This window comes from Glaciimonas immobilis, assembly GCF_011947285.1.
Taxonomy (GTDB): Bacteria; Pseudomonadota; Gammaproteobacteria; order Burkholderiales; family Burkholderiaceae_D; genus Glaciimonas; species Glaciimonas immobilis.
In genome coordinates this window covers 74451-96059 of sequence record NZ_JAAOZT010000013.1, presented here as the reverse complement: position 1 = coordinate 96059, position 21609 = coordinate 74451, and the positions used below count along the sequence as shown (strand labels likewise).

Below are 21609 nucleotides of genomic sequence, written 5' to 3'. Positions count from 1 at the left end.
TTCTTCGCTTCGAAACCTCATTGCGTCAAAAGCGGATTCTTAGAGGTCGCTTTCGAGGTCGAGATTGTGACCTCCCCCAAGACACCTTTGATTCAAAAAAAAATTACAAAAAATTTGATTGCAAATCGAAATCATTCTTATTATGATTCGTAACCGAGTGTTTCGGAACAAAACTTTAAGACTAAGGGCCCGGAGTTGCTTTGCTCTGGTCACGCCTAATCAATGACAGTAATCAAAACGTTTGTGAATGTCCCTCCAGTTTGGACAATCTCTTTGCGCGCCCACGTAAAATTTGATGAAACATTGAAGGACAGCAACTTAGCTCAAAAACTCGTTTAGAGGAAGACAACTACCATGAGAAAAAATTTCAAGGCGCAAGCCATCGCTTTGACTATGATGGCGATGCCATTGATGGCTTCCGCCAGCGAAGCGGATTTGCTGAAGCGACTCGATAGAATGGCTGAAGAAGTGGAACAGCTTAGAGCAGAACTGGCCGCCACCAGAAAAAAAACCGATACCGTTGAACAGCGCCAGGATGCACTTGCGGCGGTCGCTCCAGTAGCATCGACTGAGGTGGCCAGCGCGTCACCGATGTCACTTGGCCCCAATACTGTGCTGTCCAGCTATGGCGAAGTCAATTACAGCCGCCCGAGCAAAGATGCCAGCAGATCAAAAGCTGATGTCGCCCGGGCGGTGATCGGCATTACGCATCGTTTTGACGAAAAGACCAAAATGGTGGCCGAATTTGAGTGGGAGCATGCGGTCACTTCGGCCACCGATAAAGGCGAGACCGCGGTAGAACAACTGTATATCGAAAGAGAATTCAATAACGGCCTGCGGGCCAAGGGTGGTTTATTTCTGATTCCGGCAGGGTTATTGAATACCAATCACGAACCGACTGCTTACTACGGTGTCTTTCGTAACTTCGTCGAAACAGCGATCATTCCATCTACCTGGCGCGAGGCCGGTTTGGGCCTGTCGTCCACCTTTGATAACGGCCTGAGCTGGGATACTGGTCTAACGACCGGTTTCGACCTGACCAAGTGGGATGCATCATCGACCGACGGACGCACATCGCCATTGTCTAGCATCCATCAGGAGGGGCAACAGGCCAAGTCACGCGATTTGAGCGTATTTGGGGCGCTGAATTGGCGGGGCGTACCCGGATTGCTGCTGGGTGGATCTGTGTTTACAGGTAAGGCTGGTCATAAGACCGCAGATTTTGCTGCGCAGGATGCGCGCATAACCATATGGGATTTACATGCACGTTACACGCCTGGCAAGTGGGATCTGTCGGCGCTTTATGCACGCGGCACGATTAGCAATACCACAGCCCTAAATCAGACCTTTGCAGGCCAGCCGACACCGGTCCCATCTTCGTTCTATGGCTGGTATGCGCAGGCGGCTTATCAGTTGTGGAAATCCTCTGACTACACGCTGACACCGTTTTTGCGCTTTGAAAAATACAACACGGGAAATAGTTATTCCGGTTTGAATATTGCCACAGGACCAAATGAAGGCGTATGGACTATCGGTACTAATTTCAACATCGGCGAAGGCGTGGTGTTAAAAGCCGATTACCAGAAATTCAAGCAAGATAAGACGCGTGATCGCCTTGATTTGGGGCTCGGTTATGACTTCTAATGACGGACATTTAGGATGAAGTCGTTAAATTTGGCGGCATTGGTGGTGGCAACGAGTGCAAGTTCGGCCGCATTCGCCACCCAATATCTGACTGTCGAGCAGGCGCAGCAGGTCATGTTCCCCGACGCGACGGTGTTTAAGGATGCCAATCTGCAGTTATCTGGCGAGCAGATGCAGCAGGTCGAAAAACTGTCCGGACTGCCGGCGCGCTCGGTGGGCTGGCGGGTGTTTGCCGCCTACAAAAGTGACACCCGGCTGGGCTACGTTGTGCTTGATGATGTGGTCGGCAAGTTCGAGTTGATATCGTATGCGGTGGCGGTTAATGCTGACGCCAGCATCAAGCAAATTGAAATTCTGACTTATCGTGAAAGCCATGGTTTTGAAATCAAAAGCCCTGCATGGCGCAAGCAATTCATTGGCAAAACGCCTGCCTCCGGCTTATACGTCGGCAATGGTATCGCCAGCATCAGCGGCGCGACCTTGTCGTGCACGCATGTAACTGACGGCGTGCGTCGTATCGCTGCCATCGCACAGATCATGTTAAAAAAATGAGACGCAGAGCCCAGCCCTGGTTGGGTACGCTGGTAGAGGTCACAATTGCTGACCCGTTAGGTGATGCAGAGGTGGGGCTTGCTTTCGATGCTGCGTTCGCTGGCATCGCGGAAATACATCGACTGATGAGCTATCACGATATGGCCAGCAACCCGGGCAGCGATGTGACGCGTATCAATCGCGCGGCTGTCGGGACTTCAATTGCCATTCATTCACACACGGCGCAAGTGATGCGTACCGCGTTGATGATGCACGTGGTAACGGCAGGTGTATTTGATATCTGTTGTGCCTCAAAATTGGTTGAATGGGGCTATTTGCCCGCCGTCGATGGCGCGCTACCGGAATATATTTCCGGGCCTGCGGCGCTGGTAATGGAGGGAGAATGCCAGCTTAGAAAAAACGGCAAGGTCTGGGTTGATCTCGGCGGTATCGCCAAAGGTTATGCAGTAGATATTGCCATCGCTGCATTGCGAGAGATGGGCATTCGTTCGGCTTGCGTAAATGCCGGTGGGGACTTGCGCGCTTACGGTGACATTGCTTACCCGGTGCTGATACGCGACCCGCGGTCGCGGTTGGTAGCTGGTTTTTGTACAGAATTGAAAAATGCCGCTTTGGCAACCTCTGGCAGCTATTTCACGCAAAAGCAGGTGCGTGACCAGACTTGCTCGGCGCTAATCGATGGTCGCAATGGCAGCCCAATCATTAAGCAAATTAGTGCATCAGTGCTGGCGCCGAGCTGCATGCTAGCGGACGCGTTGACCAAGGTGGTGTTGGCGAGCGGCAATCCAACACTAGAAATTTTGCAACAATTTGACGCTACTGCTTTTATAATCTGATTGATGCGCCATTCCAAACCCAGCCTACATCACCCCAGCTCTCGCTCTCAAATCAGCCGGTTTCGCCTAGAGCGGTGGCACCGATTCTGGGTGTATGGCATTTCAGGCTTGCTCTTAGTTACCGGCGCCGCGTGGCTGGTCGCGCATTATTTTATGCACGTCGCAGGCGAGTTTGGTGAAACTATCAATCCGATCGAACCATGGACGATGAAACTGCATGGCGCCGCTGCTATGGCAGCCTTGTTTTTTATCGGGAGCTTGCTCAACAGCCACATCCGGCGTGCTAACAAGGCACAACGCAATCGCTATTCGGGTTGGACGATGTTGGCCCTGCTGGCTTTGCTGACGATTAGTGGTTATGCACTGTATTACCTTGCAAGTGAATCGACTCGCCCCGCTTGGTCAATAGGCCACTGGACATTGGGTCTCGCATTCCCGATCATGTTGATATTGCATATTTATCTTGGAAGGCTTTCTTATGGTGTTGCCACATAGATGAAGTAGAAATGTAAATGTCTTATGGATTGTCTGGTGGCCGATTCCATTAATACCGTACAGTGTTACCACTTCCCATCGATAGCATAAGGCACAGATGCAATGAATTCCGTCTATTCTTTTCTTCGTTACGCTCTAATAGTGATGTTACTAGGACCTCTTCCTGCTTTTAATGCTTCAGCCGCAGATATGTCTATCGCTGTTCTCGATTTTGAATTGAATGATCTGACGCTTAATCTAACTGCTAATCCGGTTAATCCTGATGAGGTGGAGCGCACGTCGCAGATCAAATCTCTGTTACAGCAGGCGTTACTGGCAAGAGGCGGATATAAGATTGTGGAGGTCGCCCCTAAGTCACAAGATCAGGCCAACGGGGCATTTGGCTATATTTACGATCATCACGACGTTGCCGCCGATCTGGGCCGAAGCGTCGGCGCAGACTGGATCGTTGTCGGGCGTGTGCACAAGGGAAGCTTTTTGTTCGTCTACTTAAAAGCCCAATTGATCAACACTAAAACCAAACAGGTTGTGGGGCTGTACTCGGTTGAGGTCAAAGGCCAGCAAAAAAAACTAACGCCAAAAGGAGTTGATCATCTGGCAGAGCAAATCAACGATACGATACGTCACACCCCAAACGTCGCGCCGGCAGAAAAATAACCTTTAGCTCCACTAAGGCGGTTTTTATGCTTTGGGCCGACGCTACTATCCTTGGATTTGACGTCAAACCACCCCGAGAAGCAAAAGCTTGCCGAGGTGGTTTTTAGCGCAATAAGTTAAATACGCGTGCGTTGATACTGGCACGCGTTCCATCTGACGTGGTTAGACTTGCGCAGCGCTTAATGCGGCATTAAAGGTAGCACTTGGGCGCATCACCGCTTTGAGTTTCTCGTCGTCAACAAGGAAGTAACCGCCGATATCGACCGGATGACCCTGAACCGCTTTTAATTCTGCCGCAATTTTTTCTTCGTTCTCGGTCAGCGTTTTAGCCAGCGGTGCAAAATGCGCCTGCAGTTCCACGTCGCCAGTTTGTTCCGCCAGAGCCTGGGCCCAGTACATGGCGAGGTAAAATTGACTGCCGCGATTATCCAGTTCGCCGGTGCGTGGCGAGGGCGACTTGTTATTGTCCAGCAGCTTACCGGTCGCGTCATCAAGGGTCTTGGCCAAAATTTTGGCTTTATTGTTACCGGTCTTGATACCGACATCTTCCAGCGACACTGCCAATGCCAGAAACTCGCCCAATGAATCCCAGCGCAAGTGGTTTTCTTCTACCAACTGCTTAACATGCTTGGGAGCCGAGCCGCCCGCGCCGGTTTCGAACATCCCGCCGCCAGCGATCAAAGGCACGATCGACAGCATTTTGGCACTGGTCCCCAGTTCCATGATCGGGAACAAGTCAGTCAGATAATCGCGCAAAATATTACCGGTGACCGAGATCGTGTCCTTGCCGCGGATCACCCGCTCCAGCGTGTAACGCATAGCGCGCACCTGCGACATGATCTGAATATCCAGACCAGCCAAATCGTAGTCTTTCAGGTAAGTTTTTACCTTTTTGATCAATTCGGCTTCATGCGGGCGATACTCATCGAGCCAGAAAATTGCTGGCATACCTGAAAGACGCGCACGGTTAACCGCCAGCTTGACCCAATCCCGGATCGGTTCATCCTTAACCTGACACATACGCCAGATGTCGCCCTCTTCTACATTTTGCTCCAGCAACACGTTGCCATCGAAGTCAACGATGCGCGCGACGCCATTGGCAGGCACTTCAAAGGTCTTGTCATGCGAACCGTATTCTTCAGCCTTTTGCGCCATCAGGCCAACGTTGGGTACAGTGCCCATAGTGGTCGGATCAAATGCACCGTTGGTCTTGCAGAAGTTAATCATTTCCTGATAAATACGGGCAAAAGTACTTTCCGGAATAACCGCCTTGGTGTCTTTTGGACGCCCGTCTGCGCCCCACATTTTGCCGCCTAAACGGATCATGGCTGGCATCGATGCATCCACAATCACGTCGTTTGGCGCGTGAAGATTAGAAATACCCTTGGCGGAATCTACCATCGCCAATTCTGGGCGATGCTCATGACACGCATGCAAGTCATGAATGACTTCATCGCGCTTGGATTCTGGCAAGGTCGCGATCTTGTCGTAGATGCTACTTAAACCGTTATTGGCGTTGACGCCCAGTTGCTCAAACAGTTGGCCATGTTTCTCGAAAGCTTCTTTGTAAAAGATTTTAACTGCATGACCGAAAACGATAGGATGCGAGACTTTCATCATCGTGGCCTTAACGTGCAAGGACAACATCACGCCGGTTTCGCGCGCATCTTCCATCTGCTCTTCGTAAAACTTGCACAGCGCTTTCTTGCTCATGAACATGCTGTCGATGATCTCACCGGCCAACAACGAAACTTTACTCTTCAGAACGACTGCCTTGCCATCGCCAGTGACGAGTTCCATCTTGACATCGCAAGCTTTCTCTAGCGTCATACATTTTTCGCTGGCATAAAAATCACCACCATGCATATGCGACACGTGAGTCCGCGATGCAGGACTCCACTTGGACATCGAATGCGGGTGCTTGCGTGCAAATCGTTTAACTGCAGCAGGCGCACGTCGGTCCGAATTGCCTTCGCGCAATACCGGATTAACCGCACTACCTAGCGCCTTTGAATAGCGTGCAAGAATTGATTGTTCGTCTTCGTTTTTCGGCGCATCAGGAAAATCAGGAAGGTTATAGCCACGGGCCTGCAATTCGCGGATCGCCGCGATTAGTTGCGGGACCGAAGCGCTGATGTTCGGCAATTTGATGATATTGGTATCAGGTTCCTGCGTCAGACGACCCAGTTCGGCCAGATTGTCCGGCACTTGTTGCTCTGCAGTGAGGCAATCGGAGAACACAGACAAAATTCGTGCTGCGACGGACACGTCACTCGTCACGATATCGATACCGGCCGGAGCGGTGAAAGTGCTGATGATAGGCAAAAAAGAACTAGTCGCCAAAAGCGGCGCCTCGTCAGTAAGGGTATAAATGATAGTTGATTTGCCTGCGGTCACTATAAACTCCTAGCTATTGGTGTATTGAGGTTTGCGGCGTCATTGTATCGGTTGTCCCGATTATCTATTTAAAACGCGCTATTACCGGCAAATTAAACTGGCTTGTATAGCCAGTTCCTGCAGGAATAATGCCTGGAATGGTCATCTCGTCATCCAGAGGTGTAATTTTAGGCCCACTTTGCTATCAGTGCTTAACAAAACGCGAATGAAAACCATTTTTAAGGTGAAATCTTATATGCTCGTAGCCTTGCCCCCTATTTTGGGCATCTTTATTTTTAGGAACTGTACCTTGGTCTAAATTGGTGCGTTAAGTTCTGGAGAAAACATCCTTATATGCAGCAATATATATGGCGCAACACTACATTTACTTAATGGAATTTACGTTGCAGTGACAGGTGCTTGGTTAAAGCGCAATAAGTTGGGTATGGTAAGACCTCTCATAAAAGGGTCCAGAGTGCAGGCCGCCCGATTTCTAACACCCCGTCAAGGTTGAGGTCAGTTGCATAAAAATATTTTCGGAAAGATATTAGGTAAATTTATGTTTAAAAACAAATACTTATATGTGATAATTTAAGTAAAAAAGTTAAAGTAAAAACTTTAAAGTAATACATCAAGGTGCATTAACTCACATGATCTTCTTCACTCGGAGGATCGGCAAACGACCATAAATCCTCAGATTTAAGCGCCCCTTAATTATTTATCGTTAAACTAATTTTCGGTCGTCATTAATGGCCGCATTACCGAATTGCGACCACTTCCACTTTAATTAAGGATCACTCACCATGCGCTTGCTATTAGTCGAAGATGATTTAATGGTTGGCAAAGCCGTGCGCAAGGGCCTGCATTTAGAGGGCTTTGCTGTGGACTGGGTACAGGATGGACAAGCTGCCGAGGCTGCGGTGGCACAGGAGGATTATCAGCTAATGTTGCTAGATTTAGGATTGCCCAAGATAAATGGCCTCGCAGTATTGAAGTCGGTGCGGGCACGCGGCAATCGGATCCCTGTTCTCATTCTGACGGCGCGTGATGCGGTGCAGGATCGGGTTACGGGATTGGATGCTGGCGCGGATGACTATCTGATCAAGCCCTTCGATCTTGAGGAGTTATCGGCACGGATACGCGCCTTGTTGCGCCGCCAATCCGGACGGGCGGCGCCATTGATCGAGGTCGGCGATTTGACGCTGGATCCGGCGACCCATGAAGTATTGCTCCGAGGCCACGAGATCAACTTGTCGGCACGGGAGTTTGCGTTATTGCGCGCCTTTCTGGATCGCCCCGGTGCAGTTCTTTCACGTGCCCAACTGGAGGAAAAAATATACGGTTGGGACGACAGTATTGAGAGCAATGCGGTAGAAGTTCACATTCATGCCTTACGTAAAAAGTTAGGTAGCGACTTTATCAAAAACGTGCGCGGGGTCGGCTACATGGTGGCTAAATGAGGTCAACATGAGATCGATCAGACGGAATCTTCTTTTTTGGCTAGCGCTCGGATTAACCGGGGCCATCCTGCTGGCAGGTATCACACTGTATTTTCAGGCCCGCAGCGAAGCCAATGCCTTGTTTGACTATCAAATGAAGCAGATCGTGGCGTCCTTGCCGCGTCAGGCGTTTTCACCGATTGACCCGGACCGCGATGTCGCGCCCGAAATGAGCGATGACATCATGATTCAGATCTGGAATAACACGGGCGTGGTTATCTATCACTCTCACACGCAGGCCGCGCTGCCGTTGCAGGCCGAACTCGGATTTACCGACATCCAGCAAAATAATGGTATCTGGCGCGTATATAGCGCGCAGATTGGCAATACCGTTGTGCAGGTCGCGCAGCCGCAGCGTGCGCGCCAGATCATCGCGGCGCAGATGGCGATCAAGACCGTTGCGCCTCTGCTTCTACTCATCCCGTTATTGGGCCTCTTGATCTGGGTAGTGGTTGGTCATGGGCTGGCACCCATTAAACGTGCTGCGGCGGAGGTCCAGACGCGTGATTTCCATTCACTGGCGGCGATTGAGGACGGCGGGTTACCACAAGAAATCCAACCTCTGACGCAGGCCTTGAACGATTTATTAGCGCGCTTAGGTGGCGCAATTGACGCACAACGCGCATTTGTTGCCGACGCGGCGCATGAACTGCGAACGCCGCTTACCGCTTTACGATTGCAGGTCCAGCTTGCAGAACGCGCAACGGGCGCTGAGGATCGGCAAGCGTCTTTTGCCGATCTACAAAAAGGTCTGGATCGCGCGACGCACTTGTTAAACCAGTTGCTAACACTTACACGTCAGGAGCCAGGTGCCTTTGAACAACCGCACGTCCCCATTGATTTAACGGCGCTCGTGCGCAGCGTCGTGGCCGATTTCTCCAATGCCGCGCTCGCCCGCCACATTGATCTGGGTATCATTGATCTGGGTATCAGTGATCAGTGTATCAATGCGGCGGCAGAGGTAAGCGTCACTGGCAATGTCGATGCATTGCGCGTGCTGTTTAATAATTTGATCGATAATGCACTGCGGCATACGCCAGAGCATGGAGTGATTGACGTATTAATTGTTCTTTCGGATGCCGGCTCAGATGCTATCTCATTAACGCTATCCAGTGCGGCATCAATAGCTACTTCCGGCGCGCCGAAAACTTCAACCAGTCAAACGGGCAAATTCGTGACCGTGACCGTGCGCGATAGCGGGCCAGGTATCCCTGAAACCGATCTCCCCCGGGTGTTTGATCGCTTCTATCGCGTACCCAGCACACAGTCACAATTTCATGGTAGCGGTTTAGGTCTGGCGATCGTCCGCCAGATCGCCGATGCGCATCATGCCACCGTTGCGTTGCACAACCACGGAGCCGGATTAAGCGCGAGCATACGGTTTGCCATTTAGTCTCAAGTGAATGACTCGGAAGGAATTACCCGACCGAATTATTTCAAATGTTAAGTCTGGCTTAATTTTTCGACTTTATGCTGTGTTGCACGGGGTGTTTCATTTAGCCGTTGTTTCCACTCTTTCATAGCGCAGTACCGTTATGGTTAAGGTGCGGCAGACGACGGGAAATGGCACAAACCATCCACCACAAAGGAGTTCAGCATGAATCGTCAAACTTTTGCTCGTAGCACTATTGCCGTCGCCATTCTGGTTGCTGTCACAGGGGTTTATGTACATTCTAACGGGACCGTAACACCGATATCCAATGCTAATGCAGCCGTTTTCCCAACCGCACCCCTGACGACACCGCCCGCCGCGGCACCAATGACCTCGGGCATTACCGCGACGGCGACTGATTTTTCTTCGATTGTTGAACGCGCGGGGCCTGCTGTCGTTAACATCAGCGTCACCGGCAGCGCCAAGGCTACTCCGGCAAGCGAAAATAACACCCCACAACTTGATCCAAACGATCCACTTTCGCAATTCTTTAAGCGCTTTGGTCCACAATTGCAAATGCCACACCAACCAGGACCGCAAATCATGCGTGGGCTAGGATCAGGCTTTATTATTAGTTCTGACGGTTTGATTTTAACCAATGCTCATGTGGTCGATGGTGCTCAGGAAGTAACGGTTAAATTGACGGATCGGCGCGAATTTAAGGCCAAGGTGCTGGGCTCCGACAAGCAAAGCGATATTGCCGTTATACGCATTGATGCTAAAAACCTGCCAACCGTCCAAATCGGCAATCCAGCTCAAACCAGAGTGGGTGAGCCGGTGTTGGCAATTGGCTCACCGTACGGCTTTGAAAATACCGCTACAGCGGGTATCGTTAGCGCAAAATCGCGTTCCCTGCCAGACGACAATTACGTGCCGTTTATTCAAACCGACGTCGCAGTCAATCCCGGGAACTCCGGCGGTCCTTTATTTAATATCAAGGGTCAAGTGATCGGCATTAATTCGCAAATTTACAGTCAGACCGGCGGGTATCAGGGACTGTCGTTTTCTATTCCAATTGATGTCGCCATGCATGTAGAACAACAGCTGGTGCAACATGGCAAAGTGACACGCGGCCACCTCGGCGTCAGCGTACAGGAAGTCAATCAGGCGTTAGCGGTGTCGTTCGGGTTACCAAAGGCAGAAGGTGCGTTAGTAGGATCTGTTGAAAAGAATGGCCCAGCTGAAAAAGGCGGATTAGAAACCGGCGATGTGATCTTACGTTTTAATGGACAGGCAATTAACCGCTCTGCCGATTTGCCAGAATTTGTTGCCGATTCCAAGCCAGGTAGCACCGTAACCGTCGACGTAGTGCGCCATGGAACAGCTAAAACGCTGTCGTTCAAGGTCGGTGAAATGACACCCAATAAAGTCGCAAGCAATGATACTGCGAATGGTGAACAAGGTCGCCTTGGATTAGCAGTGCGGCCGCTAAATCAGGACGAGCGCCAACAGGCGGGAGTAAGCGGTGGATTGGTGGTGGGGGAAGCATCCGGGCCATCAGCTTTGGCGGGAATTCAGGCTGGCGACGTCATTCTGTCCATCAATGGCAAACCCGTGAGCAGCGCTGAGCAGTTGCGTCAGTTGGCTAACAAGGCGGGAAAGAACGTCGCCTTGCTGGTTCAGCGCGACGGACAGAAAATTTTTGTCCCCTTGACGTTAGGGTAACTGGTCTGCATTTGTAACCGGCCGCCGGGTCTGAATGATTTGGCGGTCTTGGCTTGTAACGCGTAACGCTGCCTAAACGGACCACTTGCGAAGCTGGCCTGAATCACCCGACAATTTTTTGCCGGCTCAATATCGCCTGGCATGAAGATATCGTACCGTTAAGCGGGGTAACGGCAGCGCGCGGGTGAGCATTATCAACAATGCGATGAAAATTAGGTGTTAAAGGCGTGCATGAAGGGTTCGAACAATCTATCGCAACACATTCTTCCCTCCTCGGCTACGATGATTGGTGTCTGCATCACCGCCCTGTCTATTATTAAACTAGCCCGATTCAATGGCCTGGCTCTTTGGCTGGGGCATTTGCTGGCGCTGAATAGTCTTGTATTTTTGGTCAGCGGCGTGCTCTCGTATGCCGCAATGCGTTCGTCTGGGAGCACGCGGCTGGAAAATTATGCTGATGCTGCATTCATCTTTGGACTGACTTTGCTGAGTCTGTGCACTGTGTTCATGGCCGTGGTAATTGCTTGACGCACAAAGGCCCAAATAGCACTGCATAATAATTTAATACTCACTTGTGACGTTGATAGTACTGTTACTGCAACCACATCAAAAAAAGCTATTAATTCCTGGAAATAAACCTTTTGTTTGCAGGGTTAACGTCATTCATTCTGCGTCTTTTTGCGCGTATCGTAGATTGCTCTCGTCAGCCAAGCCTTGCCTTGTCCAGATACTTAACCACTCCTTTCAACCCTCTTCCAATTCATCCTCAGTTGGTCTGCTCTTGCATCAGTAAATGATCAAGCGGCGATGTCGAGTTTGCGGTAGTTAAGCCAATAATTCGGCCTGTAAAAATCCACAGGTTTTACATTGCTGCGCACAGCACGCTACTTCGCGTTCACGGTGGGTTTTGGCGGATTCATTGCACGAAACGGCAGCCCTTTCCCCTCGTTCTTTAGCCCCCCGTCGAGCTGACATTTCCCCTATCAAATCGCGTCAAGTTTCACTACAAAAACGCAGTGATATTGCGATGTAATCAGGCCAAATTGGTGATCGGGCACTCCAAACAAATTCACCTATGCTGTCCCGATTTTCTTGCGATTTCTCTGTCCGCTAGCTGTCATCAATCGCATTGCCCCCCCTCATATCAAGATGTAACTTTGTCATCGAAAATGGCATTCAAAAAACAATGCCTTCAAAAATTTTTATATGCGTCACTGATATGAATGCCCTTCTGTACAGAGATAGAAATATCTAAAGATGTCTAATTTTATAAGGCACAAACGTGAATAAGATTTATAAATCGGTATGGAATGCATCTAACGCTTCCTGGGTGGCAGTCTCTGAGAACGGTAAAGGGAGAGTCAAAAACAGCAGAAGCAATAAAAGGTCGGCTATTTTATCGATCGCTGCTTTTACGCTGATGGGCGTTCCGGTTTTAAATAGTTTCGCCCAAACTTATGCCGCCCCCCCGACCAACAGCTACAGCCAGACAGTAACAACCGTAAGCAATGGAAATATCACAGCCTTCACCACCCCGTTCAATGCGAGCGCGGTGGCAGGAAATGGCGCAATTTCCAATAGCTATTCACTCAATGCGGCTAATGCAGCAAATCTGCCCAACCTTCAGACCAATCCCTCGGCATTTCTGTCGAATCTTAACAATTATTGGTCAGTTATGCCGACCAATCAGGAGGGATCGGTTACACAGGTGGATCCGGTCACAAAAGTGAACCGGACCGTTTCGGTATACACCAACGGTAGCCTCAACTATTCCACAATCGGTGATGCGAATAATTTTACTTTTCTGGTCGCAACGCCCGGCACTGCGAACTTATATATTCAGGCCGGAATGGCGAACGTCGATAAAACAGGCGGCACACTTAACGTCAACATTGGCGATAACATTAATACGACAGACACTGGAAATGCGTTAAGTATTGCTGCGAGACAAACCGACATTACCTTTGCCGATGGCACGGGTAGCGCTGCCAGTAACATCAACTGGACGTCAAAAAATCGTATTATTTTTGATAGCACGGCCGTCATCGCGCCGGTTGCGACGACGACACTCCAGGGTGTCGCCACCCAGTTTGGAGGTAACCTCACCGCGCCAGACGGTAAGTTGTTTACCGTAACAAACCCGGTGGCCCTGCAAACTTACAATGCCTATCTTATCAGCCTGGTGACCGGTGCATTCGGCCTCACTCAGGCGGCCTACAATGCCGCCTTTAATCAGGCCTTAGGAATGGAGACACCGTTTACGGTGAACGTCTCTCAGTGGACCAACGGACAGGCTAATCCGACGGACCCTGCTGCAATAGATGTCAAGTATCTGAGTGTGATGCACGCGTCTGGTTCCAATGCCACCGCTAAACTAACAAGTAGCGGCGTATTGGAAGTGGCGGGCTCGGCGGACGGTGCGTTACGTGCTGATGCAGGCGGTCATATAATTAATAATGGGATGCTATCTGTGTTGCAATCTAGTGGCAGCACGCTTCCGGCAATCGCGATGATGATTGACGGAGCTGGCAGTACTGCACTCAACAGTGGCGTCGTGACGTCCGGAGCATGGTTGAATGCCGACGGTACCAAAGTGCAGCAAGGGGCGCTCTCGCAAGGCAATCTGTATCAAAGCTATGGTGTACAAGTGACCAACAATGGCGCCTTCACGAATACAGGCATCATTAATGCAGCGTTAGAAGGCGGTCCAGCCCAAACAATCGGGGTATTTCTAAATGAGGGCGGTGCTACTGCCAGCAACAGCGGGATTATTAATATCAGCGATAGTTGGGGGAGTACGTATGCATCTTCCGTAAATGGTCAGGCCTTCGGCGTTCTGTTGCAGGGAACGGCCAGCTTTGTTAATCAGGCAAGCGGTACTATTTATGTCGGGCGCGCACCGCAGGTCCACGCAGGGGATGTGGTTGCCGACGTCGCCATTAATAACGGTAATGGGATTAACGGTGCCATTGTGGCGAACGGTTCAGGCGCTTCCATCGTGAATAACGGCACGTTAATACTCGGGTCGCTAGTCCAGGATGCCGCGGGAATAGCTCTGCTCGGTGCGACTAATTTTAGCGTTACTAATAATGGCGCGATTGACGTCAACGGTGGCGCTGGCTTGGCTGCGCCCCTACAAAATGTCGGTATTCTTGTGCTGGACTCGACTGTGGGTACGGGCACGGGCGCGATCAACAATGGTGCAATTTCAGTGGTCGGCGCGAATAATGTCGGAATTAAGGTGATCGATACCGGCAGCTTCGGGTCTGTCGTAACCTCCACGACCGCGGGCAGTATTGCGGTAAGCGGCGGTATTGATCCGACCTCCGGGACGCGCAATTATGGTGTCTGGGCAGAAGGAACCGGCAGCGGTGTTGCCACGGCAAATATTGATTCTGTGATCAGCTTAACGGGCGTGGGCGCTATCGGTGTGCTGGCGCGTGGAAACGCGGTGATTAATGTCGGTACTGACGTATTACGAAATTTTGGAAATACGGATGAGATCGGATTTTTTATTGATGGGACTAATGCCAAAATAAATGTCGCGGCCGCCAATCTGAATGTCAACACCGATCGATCGACGCTGTTTCGAATTGCTGATGGTGCCAATTTTAATGGTCAGGGATTGACCATGACCGCTAGCGGGATTAATAGTACTGCGGTGTTAGGCACCGGCTCAGGGACTGCGATCAAAATTAATAACGCGACGGTTAACGTCAACAATGCGGGTGCCACTGCTGTACTGATTGAAGGCGGTGCAACTGGCGACATTAGCGCGCTGACTAACATCAGCCTGAATAGCGCGGGTGCCATCGGTGGCATAGTTGATGGACAGCAGCATAGTTTGACGGGGGCTTTGGTGGGAGCCCCCAACGCGACTACCAAACTCACTACCGCAAAAGCGCTTACCGGCAGTATGGACAATATCGTTGGCTATATTACCCGCAATCTGGGGCAGTTGGATAACAGTGGTGACATCGCATTCACCGGTAACGATAGTATTGGAATTGATGTCCAGCAGGGCGGACGGTTAAATAACACGGGAACCATCACCGTGGGCGGCGGTGTAGGCGTCCGGGCTTCGGGCAACGACGCAAAAATTTCCAACCTCGGCACGGTGATTGTTAATACCGGAGTGGCTGGTGTGCAATTGTTGAATGGTGCGGCTTTGACATTGACGGGCACAAATAACAGTATCACCACCTCAGGCACCGCCAATGGCGTACTGCTTGATACCAATGCCGCTTCGCTCGACGCGAGCAATCTGACTTTAACAGCCAATGGAACGGGTGCAGGTATTGAGAATAAGGCTGAAATCGGCGCAGTCAAGCTCAGCAATGTAACGATCAATACCGGTAACGGTCCGGCAATTCGCACAGCCACCAGCTTTGATCCGACCTCCATCGTTACACTGAACGTATTGGGAAGCGGCACAGGGATTGCGTTCCAGCAGTATGGTACCGGCGCTGATGTTGCCAGCAATCTGGTCGTCGGCCCACACTACACGATCAATGTATCTGGTGCGAATGGTACTGGCGTTCGGGCCAACACCACCGGCAATGTCACTACCGGAGGGCTGATTACAGTCAGCAGTACCAGCGGCGGTGCTGCGCTAGTGGCCCATCATGCTACGACAATCAACAATACCGGAAGCCTGTCGTCGGCGAGTATCAGTTCAGTGGGTGTCATTGATGCTTCTGGCAACACCGCTAAGACGATTATCAACTCCGGCATCATAACCGCAGCAAGCAACGCAAACGTTGCGATTCTGGGAGGCGATGGCGGTGACACTATTAATCTTCTGGGCGGAGCAGTAACCGGTAAAGTTAATGGCGGTTCTGGCACCAACACCGTTAACTGGACCGGTGGCACGCTTAAGGGTGAAATCAACCTGGGCGCAGGAAATAACAACCACGCGTTGATTGGTGCTGTCGATATTTCAACGACGAACCATGTCACAGCAGGTGCCGGGACAACGGGAAACACACTTAAATTTGCCGGCACCCAAAGCGCAGGCCGCGGCTTTGGCTCGTTTGCTACCGACGATATGACGCGTGGTCTAAATGTCGGCAATAGCTTTAACGCCATTACCCTGGCAAACGGCGCAGATATGCGCATTATTGGCGATCTGGCGATGCAAAATGCCGCTTCTACCCTGACGGTGGCCGATGCGGCCTCCATATTGCGCGTCGGAGGTAGTGATGCCACCGCAGGCAGCATAGTGAACCGTAACATTACGGATAACGGCAATGTCGTATTCGATAATCTCGATAGCCAAACTTACAGCGGTGCGATCAGTGGCAGCGGTAATATAACGCGGGATCTGACCGGCATTACTACCCTGACCGGTGCAAACACTTACAGCGGGACTACCACCATCCTTGGGGGGACGCTGGCCGCTGGCGCCAGCAATACCTTCAGTGCTGCATCCTCGCATAACGTTAATAAAGGGGCGATGCTGGATTTAGGCGGTTATGACCAAAGCATCGGCGGCCTCAATAATGCAGGTACTGTGCGTCTGTTTTCTACGAATAGCGCAGTGCTAACGGGTACCCAACTCACCATCACCGGCCCGATAGCTGGTGACGGCGGCACCGTACTTTTAGGCTCTCAGCTGGGCTCCGATAGCAGTCCTACCGACGCGTTAGTGTTAAGTGGCGTTGCTGCCATCGCACAAGGAACGACAAACTTGCTTATCGTGAACCGGGGCGGACTCGGTGCGTTGACCACCGGTAGCGGCATTCCGGTGGTACTGGTACAAAATGGAGCGACAGCGGATGTCGGAACATTTGCGCTTGCAAACGCTGGTGGCCATATCGATGCGGGTGCTTATCAGTACCATCTGACCAGCGCCGCTGGCACACGTTATCTGACCACTTTTGCAGCGCTTCCCGATCCCGTCACTAACCTCGTACCAAATCCTGCCTATCGTAATGAGGTGGCCCTATACGCCGCGCTGCCCAATATCATACGACAAGGGGATTTGGCGATGTTGTCAACCCTGCACCGGCGTGTTGGCGATGAAAATCGGCAGACTGCGGTGGACGACGACAGTGATACCGGTTGGATAAATGCAAATCGTCGTGGCTGGGGACGTGCTGTCGGAGGCAACATCAATATGGTTCAGGCAGGCGAAGCCAGCGTCAACAGTCATGCCAACATGGGCGGCTTTCAGAGCGGAGTTGATATCTATGCGGGTCACAACTGGGGCATCGGCGCATACGTGGGTGCACTGGAGCTAGACGGTAGTGTTAACGGAAACGTCGGTGGCGCTTTTGGAAGCGCTGGCAGAATGCGCTCGGATAGTAAGTTTATTGGTGCTTATGGTACTTATCTGGACGACGGCTTTTATACTGACTTAGTGTTCCAGTATGGCATTCATCGACTTTCCGTCACCGCACCGGCCACGCAATCGAACAGTGATGGATTCAGCACCATGGCGTCGATTGAAATTGGCAAAAGCTTTCCGCTGGGGCATGGCTGGATGCTGGAGCCTCAGGCGCAGTTGATTTATAACAGTATCAAGTTAGATAGTGTAAATATCTCCGGCACCACCGTTGAGCAGAATGCAAATCCAAAGGCGCTTGGCCGTGTGGGAGTTCGTGTGACGACGGATGTGGCAACGTCCATCGGACATTTACAGCCTTATGCACGGGTTAATATATGGCATGGGTTCTCTGGGGAGGACATAACCACTTTTGTGAGTCCTGCTGCGATAACCCCAATATCAACCAGTGTCGGTTACACCTCAACTGAAACAGCGTTCGGATTAACCTTGCAGCTTGCTCGGACGACCAGCTTGTATGGTGAAATTGGAAAATTATTCAAGCTGGGCAGCAGTGATGAAGCGCAGGTCAGGTCATCAATTGAAGGATCAATCGGATTGAAAACTAGTTTTTAACAGATTGTGCCGCCCGACGTATCTGTTGAAATTGACCTCAACAATACTCTCGGGCCGATGTGGCCGATGATCAATGAGTGATCGCAAGTTTTACCGCTTGCGTCAATCCCTAAGGAGTTCCCCTGTCCCTTCCTTTGGCTGAGACATCTGCTGGCGCTGAGTAGTCTGGTATTTAAGGCCTGCAAAATAGCAAACCACAGCATCGTCCTATACAATTTTATCGTCGCCTGAGATGTCCGGCATTGCTATTTGTCCGGGCTAAACGTTGCTACGATTCGCGGTCCTGGCAAGACCTGCAAGCGCTATCGCACAAAATACCGCACCCGCATAAAAGGTGAAGGAAGCCCCAAGCCGATCCCATAACAAACCAGCGACTAAGCTTGCCAGCAACATGGCCAGTCCACTGACCAGATTAAAGAAGCCATATGCGGTACCGCGCAAATCTGGCGGCGCTGTCTGCGCGACCATCGTGGCAAGCAGGCCTTGCGTCATACCCATGTGCAGGCCCCAAAGTACGACACCTGCCAGTACCACACCCCAATGACTGCTGGCGGCCAACACCAGATCGGCCACGATCAAGACCACCAAGCCGAATGCCAGTAGCCGTCTATGACTCATTCTGTCAGAGAGTTTACCGAACGGGTATGCTGACACAGCATAAATGAGATTCATCGCCACCATGACGAGCGGCACTAACGCTAGCGGAATACCACTCTGCTGCGCACGCAGAACCAGAAATGCTTCGCTAAACCGCGCCAATGTAAACACTGCGCCGATGCTGACCACACCCCAGTAAGAACCACTAAGCCGTTTCAGGTTTTCACGGCTGATCGGATTGATGCGCTTTATGGTGTGCGCATGTTTTGGTTCGCGCAAGCCTACCAGTAGCAGCATGACCGCCATCACACCCGGAATCACGGCTACCCAAAATACGGCCCGAAAATCGTTCGCCCAAAGGAGCATCAATCCAACCGCCAGCAAAGGGCCAAGAAACGCGCCAACTGTATCCAGCGACTGGCGCAGCCCGAATGCCGCGCCACGCAAATGTGCAGGGGTAATGTCGGCGACCAATGCATCTCTTGGCGCACCACGCACGCCTTTGCCGACGCGATCTACCAGACGGGCCGATAGCACGAGGCCTATCGTTGGCGCGATCGCAAACAGCGGCTTGCTTAAAGCTCCCAACGCATACCCAAAGACAGCCAAACCTTTGCGCTTGCCAAGGTAATCACTTAATGTTCCCGAGAAAACTTTAACGATGAGCGCCGTCGATTCCGCTAATCCTTCCACCAGTCCGACAGCCAGGGCACTGGCGCCGAGTGTGGTCACCATAAACAGCGGTAGCAAGCTATGGATCATTTCCGAAGAAATATCCATCATCATGCTGACGCATCCCAGTATCCATACTCCAGCAGGAATTTGACCCAGGATACTTTTTGGCTTGTCTGTAACCTGCAATTGATTGCTCCAATAAAAATAAAAACTTAAACTATTCTGATTAATCGATGTCGGCATTAATATTCAACGCATATCGGAGGGAGTAATATTTTTTATACTGCGTCTGCCATGGTATCAAGTGGAAACCACACCTGAACGTTAAGTCCTCTGCTGTGTGGGCCGGGACCCAGCAATACCCGTGCGCCGTGTTGGTCAGCAATGCGTTTGACGATAGACAGTCCCAATCCGCTGCCAGATTCGACGGAATTACCGCCCCGATAAAATCGTTCTGTAACATGTGCTCGTTCCGCTTCCGGAATGCCTGGACCATCGTCGCAAACTTCCAACACGACGCCCTGCGATGTTTGGCGCACAGAAATATCAACGCGCGCTCCGAGGCCAGCGTAACGAATCGCGTTATCCACCAGGTTGTTAAGTAAAATCCGGAGATTATCGATATTTCCCTGTATTTGAACAGGCGTTTGCTCAGCCAACCCCAAGTCAATGTGTTTAATATCTGCCAGGCGGGCCTGATCGATAATCACCGACTTGCATAATGCGGCCAGCTCAACCGGCTGCGGCGCGATATTTTCATGAGGATCGAGTCTGGCTAGTGCCAGCAATTGCCCGGCTATGTGGGCTAGTCGATCAATCCCTGTTTGTAGTTGAATTTGTGCGGTTTTTCGCTCTTCGTCATTGGTGGCGCGCTCTGCCAGTTGGGCCTGAATGCGCAATCCCATAATAGGCGTGCGCAATTCATGGGCAGCGTCCCCTATAAAATTCTTTTGCATCGTGAAAGCCTGCTCTAAGCGCAATAGTAAATTATTCACGGCCCCTGCAAAAGGCGCAAGTTCGCTTGGTACTGATACAGCATCAATAGGTTCCATACTATTGGCGTGACGTCGATCCAACTCGTTCTTGATTTGCCGCAATGGCTTTAATCCATAACCGATGCCGTACCACAGAAATAACGCTACGATTGGAATCAGCGATATTACTGGCCATAAAAGATGCACAGATACCTTTGCCAGCGCCTCCCAGCGCGTGTCTCTGGCTTGTGCAACCCGCACCCATCGATCGCCCCGCTGACTTGACATCGTATGCCAAATCTGGTCGCCTGCCAGAACGTCGTGTAATCCGGATTTCTCTGGCGGCGGCAAAATCAGGGAGGAATTCGTGGTGTATTCCACTTTTCCGTTACGCCACACCTGTAGAAGCACTTCGTCACTATTGTCTTCAGCGAAAGGGTCCATCATACGTTTTGACGGGGGCTGGAGAGATACCTTACCTTCGCCGTCCACATTAATTTGTTCGGTGATATACCGCATTTGATCGTTGAGCAAATCACTTAATTCAATCAACGCACCCCAGTAGGTTCCCACGCTGGCCAATACACCAATCAGGAAAGTAGCTGGCAGCAGCCACAGCAACAGCCGACGGCGAAGCGACTTCACGCGTCGTCTCCAATCCGATATCCGACGCCACGGATTGTCCGAATGACTTCAGCGCCAATTTTTTTACGCAGGTTATAGATATGAACTTCTACCGCGTTGCTGGAAATTTCTTCGTCCCATCCATATAGGCGATCCTCAAGCTGTTCGCGTGAAACGACGGCGTCTGGTTCCCACATCAACGCATACAGTAATGCGAATTCTTTAGGAGAGACCGAGATGACTTCATCTCGCAACCAAACAAGATGGCGGATGGGGTCAAGTCGCAAGGCGCCCGCGGCAAGTTCAGGCTGTACATTTTTGGTCTGGCGGCGGCTCACCGCGCGAATCCGTGAAACAAGTTCTTCTAACGCAAAGGGTTTCACTAGGTAGTCATCTGCCCCGCTGTCTAAACCATGGAGTCTGTCCGCTAACGCGTCGCGCGCAGTGATGATGATTACTGCCATAGGGTTATCGCGTTGCCGTAACGTTTTAAGCAGTGTCATGCCGTCTTGTCGTGGCAAGCCGAGATCGAGTAATAACGCTGCGTAAGGCGTAGTCTCCAACGCCAGCCCAGCTGCGTTGCCATCCTGCACCCAGTCCACCGTAAAGCCTTCCTGGCGCAGTCCTTGTTGCAATCCCTGCCCGATCAAAAAGTCGTCTTCCGCCAACAATAAACGCATCG

Annotated in this window: 14 protein-coding genes; 10 read left to right on the top strand and 4 right to left on the bottom strand. The window is 51.2% G+C overall.

Translation table 11 applies throughout. The annotated features are described in order from the left end of the window. Positions 1-354 precede the first annotated feature (354 nt). The 5 genes from HAV38_RS19300 to HAV38_RS19280 all read left to right on the top strand — a co-directional run bounded on the left by HAV38_RS19300 (position 355) and on the right by HAV38_RS19280 (position 4184). Entirely contained in the window at positions 355-1644 is a 1290-nt protein-coding gene (locus HAV38_RS19300; RefSeq protein WP_168057034.1) for a hypothetical protein, read from the top strand. Between the two features lie 15 nt (positions 1645-1659). After that, a complete protein-coding gene (locus tag HAV38_RS19295) occupies positions 1660-2196 on the top strand; it encodes an FMN-binding protein (protein WP_168057033.1) in 537 nt (178 codons plus the stop codon). Further along, on the top strand, positions 2193-3032 hold the full coding sequence (locus tag HAV38_RS19290; RefSeq protein ID WP_168057032.1) for an FAD:protein FMN transferase: 840 nt from the start codon (positions 2193-2195) through the stop codon (positions 3030-3032). The genes HAV38_RS19295 and HAV38_RS19290 overlap by 4 nt, the downstream gene beginning before the upstream one ends. A 108-nt stretch (positions 3033-3140) precedes the next feature. After that, positions 3141-3527 (top strand): DUF4405 domain-containing protein, encoded by a 387-nt coding sequence (locus HAV38_RS19285; RefSeq protein WP_245182461.1) that lies wholly within the window; start codon positions 3141-3143, stop codon positions 3525-3527. Between the two features lie 102 nt (positions 3528-3629). Beyond that, positions 3630-4184, top strand: coding sequence for a DUF2380 domain-containing protein (locus HAV38_RS19280; RefSeq protein WP_209216819.1), 555 nt, complete (start codon positions 3630-3632; stop codon positions 4182-4184). A 162-nt stretch (positions 4185-4346) separates the two neighbouring features. Here HAV38_RS19280 and HAV38_RS19275 read toward each other — a convergent pair whose 3' ends face one another. After that, positions 4347-6581 carry an NADP-dependent isocitrate dehydrogenase gene (locus tag HAV38_RS19275; RefSeq protein ID WP_168057030.1) on the bottom strand — a complete coding sequence of 745 codons (2235 nt, stop codon included), beginning with the start codon at positions 6579-6581 and terminating at the stop codon, positions 4347-4349. Between the two features lie 782 nt (positions 6582-7363). Here HAV38_RS19275 and HAV38_RS19270 point away from each other — a divergent pair. The 5 genes from HAV38_RS19270 to HAV38_RS19250 all read left to right on the top strand — a co-directional run bounded on the left by HAV38_RS19270 (position 7364) and on the right by HAV38_RS19250 (position 18057). Next, entirely contained in the window at positions 7364-8020 is a 657-nt protein-coding gene (locus tag HAV38_RS19270) for a response regulator (RefSeq protein WP_168057029.1), read from the top strand. Between the two features lie 7 nt (positions 8021-8027). Further along, positions 8028-9452 carry a sensor histidine kinase gene (locus HAV38_RS19265; protein ID WP_168057028.1) on the top strand — a complete coding sequence of 475 codons (1425 nt, stop codon included), beginning with the start codon at positions 8028-8030 and terminating at the stop codon, positions 9450-9452. A 204-nt stretch (positions 9453-9656) separates the two neighbouring features. Continuing rightward, positions 9657-11156: a DegQ family serine endoprotease gene (locus HAV38_RS19260; RefSeq protein WP_168057027.1), complete on the top strand. Its 1500-nt coding sequence runs from the start codon at positions 9657-9659 to the stop codon at positions 11154-11156. A 231-nt stretch (positions 11157-11387) separates the two neighbouring features. After that, positions 11388-11684, top strand: a complete 297-nt coding sequence (locus tag HAV38_RS19255) for a hypothetical protein (protein ID WP_168057026.1) — start codon at positions 11388-11390, stop codon at positions 11682-11684. 754 nt (positions 11685-12438) lie between these two features. Beyond that, on the top strand, positions 12439-18057 hold the full coding sequence (locus HAV38_RS19250) for an autotransporter domain-containing protein (RefSeq protein WP_168057025.1): 5619 nt from the start codon (positions 12439-12441) through the stop codon (positions 18055-18057). A 258-nt stretch (positions 18058-18315) separates the two neighbouring features. Here HAV38_RS19250 and HAV38_RS19245 read toward each other — a convergent pair whose 3' ends face one another. The 3 genes from HAV38_RS19245 to HAV38_RS19235 form a co-directional block, all read right to left on the bottom strand. Then, positions 18316-19440: an MFS transporter gene (locus HAV38_RS19245; RefSeq protein WP_245182465.1), complete on the bottom strand. Its 1125-nt coding sequence runs from the start codon at positions 19438-19440 to the stop codon at positions 18316-18318. Between the two features lie 167 nt (positions 19441-19607). Next, positions 19608-20948 (bottom strand): ATP-binding protein, encoded by a 1341-nt coding sequence (locus tag HAV38_RS19240; RefSeq protein ID WP_245182460.1) that lies wholly within the window; start codon positions 20946-20948, stop codon positions 19608-19610. Further along, complete coding sequence (locus tag HAV38_RS19235) at positions 20945-21607, bottom strand: response regulator (protein WP_168057023.1); 663 nt, start codon at positions 21605-21607, stop codon at positions 20945-20947. The genes HAV38_RS19240 and HAV38_RS19235 overlap by 4 nt, the downstream gene beginning before the upstream one ends. Positions 21608-21609: the final 2 nt, after the last annotated feature.

What these genes read in the sequence shown, in the direction of transcription:
- HAV38_RS19300 (WP_168057034.1), top strand. Translation starts at nt 355, where the DNA reads ATGAGAAAAAATTTCAAGGCGCAAGCCATCGCTTTGACTATGATGGCG.
- HAV38_RS19295 (WP_168057033.1), top strand. Translation starts at nt 1,660, where the DNA reads ATGAAGTCGTTAAATTTGGCGGCATTGGTGGTGGCAACGAGTGCAAGT.
- HAV38_RS19290 (WP_168057032.1), top strand. Translation starts at nt 2,193, where the DNA reads ATGAGACGCAGAGCCCAGCCCTGGTTGGGTACGCTGGTAGAGGTCACA.
- HAV38_RS19280 (WP_209216819.1), top strand. Translation starts at nt 3,630, where the DNA reads ATGAATTCCGTCTATTCTTTTCTTCGTTACGCTCTAATAGTGATGTTA.
- HAV38_RS19270 (WP_168057029.1), top strand. Translation starts at nt 7,364, where the DNA reads ATGCGCTTGCTATTAGTCGAAGATGATTTAATGGTTGGCAAAGCCGTG.
- HAV38_RS19265 (WP_168057028.1), top strand. Translation starts at nt 8,028, where the DNA reads ATGAGATCGATCAGACGGAATCTTCTTTTTTGGCTAGCGCTCGGATTA.
- HAV38_RS19260 (WP_168057027.1), top strand. Translation starts at nt 9,657, where the DNA reads ATGAATCGTCAAACTTTTGCTCGTAGCACTATTGCCGTCGCCATTCTG.
- HAV38_RS19255 (WP_168057026.1), top strand. Translation starts at nt 11,388, where the DNA reads ATGAAGGGTTCGAACAATCTATCGCAACACATTCTTCCCTCCTCGGCT.
- HAV38_RS19245 (WP_245182465.1), bottom strand. Translation starts at nt 19,440, where the DNA reads ATGATGATGGATATTTCTTCGGAAATGATCCATAGCTTGCTACCGCTG.
- HAV38_RS19235 (WP_168057023.1), bottom strand. Translation starts at nt 21,607, where the DNA reads ATGCGTTTATTGTTGGCGGAAGACGACTTTTTGATCGGGCAGGGATTG.